Raw genomic sequence first — 2,249 nt, 5'->3', positions numbered from 1 at the left:
ACCGGCCGTGTCTACGAGCACGTGCTGCGCAAAGAGCGCCGTGGTGACTACCTGGGTGCAACCATCCAGGTGATTCCGCACATCACCGACGAAATCAAGCGCCGCATCATCAAGGGTGCCGGTGACGCTGACGTGGCGATGGTCGAAATCGGTGGCACCGTGGGTGACATCGAGTCGCAACCGTTCCTCGAAGCCATCCGCCAGTTGCGTTTCGAAGTCGGCGCCAAGCGCGCGATGCTGATGCACTTGACCCTGGTTCCGTACATCGCCACTGCTGGCGAAACCAAGACCAAGCCTACCCAGCACTCCGTCAAGGAACTGCGTTCGATCGGCCTGCAGCCAGACGTGCTGGTTTGCCGTTCCGATCACCCGATCGACATTTCGTCTCGTCGCAAGATCGCGCAATTCACCAACGTTGAAGAACGTGCGGTGATCGCGCTGGAAGACGCCGACACCATCTACAAGATCCCGGGCATCCTGCATTCCCAGGGCCTGGATGATTTCGTTGTCGAGCGTTTTGGCCTGCAATGCGGCAGCGCTGACCTGTCCGAGTGGGAAGCGGTGGTAGATGCCAAGCTGAACCCGGAACACGAAGTCACCATCGCCATGGTCGGCAAGTACATGGAACTGCTGGACGCCTACAAATCGCTGATCGAAGCGATGAGTCACGCCGGTATCAGCAACCGTACCAAGGTCAACCTGCGTTACATCGATTCCGAAGACATCGAAAACCAGGGCACTGCGCTGCTGGAAGGTGTTGATGCAATTCTGGTACCGGGCGGCTTCGGTCTGCGTGGCGTGGAAGGCAAGATCACTGCCGTTCAGTACGCTCGCGAAAACAAGGTTCCTTACCTCGGCATCTGCCTCGGCATGCAAGTGGCGGTCATCGAATTCGCCCGTAACGTGATGGGCTGGAAAGACGCCAACTCCACCGAGTTTGATCGCGCCAGCGGTCACCCGGTCGTCGGTCTGATCACCGAGTGGGAAGACGCTACCGGTGCCGTTGAAGTGCGCACCGAATCGTCCGATCTGGGCGGCACCATGCGCCTTGGCGCTCAGGACTGCCTGCTCGAAGCCGGTTCCAAAGTGCACGATTGCTACGGCAAGGACGTGATTGTCGAGCGTCACCGTCACCGTTACGAAGTGAACAACAACCTGCTGCCGCAAATCATCGAAGCCGGCCTGAAAATCTCCGGTCGTTCCGCCGATGCTGCGCTGGTTGAAGTGGTCGAAGCACCGGATCATCCATGGTTCGTCGCTTGCCAGTTCCACCCTGAGTTCACCTCGACACCACGTGATGGCCATCCGCTGTTCAGCGGTTTTGTCAAAGCAGCGTTGGCTCAACACCAGAAGAAGGCGTAACCCCGATGGCACAGAAGATCATCCGCGTTGGCGACATCGAGATTGCCAACGACAAACCCATGGTGCTGTTTGGCGGCATGAACGTGCTGGAAAGCCGTGACATGGCTATGCAGGTTTGCGAAGAGTACGTAAAGGTCACAGAGAAACTCGGTATCCCTTATGTGTTCAAGGCCAGTTTCGACAAGGCCAACCGTTCTTCAGTGGCCTCGTATCGCGGTCCAGGCCTGGAAGAGGGCATGCGCATCTTCCAGGACATTAAACAAGCCTTCGGCGTGCCGATCATCACCGACGTCCACGAGCCTGAACAGGCCGCGGTCGTCGCTGAGGTCTGCGACATCATTCAGCTGCCGGCCTTCCTGTCGCGCCAGACCGATCTGGTCGTCGCGATGGCCAAGACCAATGCCGTCATCAACATCAAGAAAGCCCAGTTTCTCGCGCCTCAGGAAATGAAGCACATCCTGAACAAGTGCGTGGAAGCGGGTAACGATCAATTGATTCTCTGCGAGCGTGGTTCGAGCTTCGGCTACAACAACCTCGTGGTCGACATGCTCGGCTTCGGCATCATGAAGCAGTTCGAGTACCCGGTATTCTTCGACGTGACCCACTCGCTGCAAATGCCTGGCGGTCGTTCCGACTCCGCCGGCGGTCGCCGTGCGCAGGTTCTGGATCTGGCCAAGGCTGGCATGAGCCAAGGCCTGGCAGGTCTGTTCCTCGAAGCTCACCCGGATCCGGACAACGCCAAATGCGACGGCCCTTGCGCCTTGCGTCTGGACAAACTGGAGCCATTCCTGGCCCAGCTCAAAGCCTTGGACGAACTGGTGAAGAGTTTTCCGACGGTAGAAACCGCGTAAACCTCAATTCTCCGCTAAAGTACCGCACGATTTGTC

General features: G+C 58.2%; 2 protein-coding genes. Both read left to right on the top strand.

Translation table 11 applies throughout. The features are described 5' to 3' along the window. The coding region (locus tag ACIOVB_RS27505) for a CTP synthase (RefSeq protein WP_401272276.1) at positions 1-1,362 on the top strand (1,362 nt) is incomplete at its 5' end. Between the two features lie 5 nt (positions 1,363-1,367). After that, complete coding sequence (gene kdsA, locus ACIOVB_RS27500; protein WP_095189353.1) at positions 1,368-2,213, top strand: 3-deoxy-8-phosphooctulonate synthase; 846 nt, start codon at positions 1,368-1,370, stop codon at positions 2,211-2,213. Positions 2,214-2,249: the final 36 nt, after the last annotated feature.

It is taken from the genome of Pseudomonas sp. NPDC087639, from assembly GCF_044743385.1.
Taxonomy (GTDB): domain Bacteria; phylum Pseudomonadota; class Gammaproteobacteria; order Pseudomonadales; family Pseudomonadaceae; genus Aquipseudomonas.
Note: the sequence above shows the minus strand (reverse complement) of the source record. Positions and strands in the feature narration are given on the sequence as shown.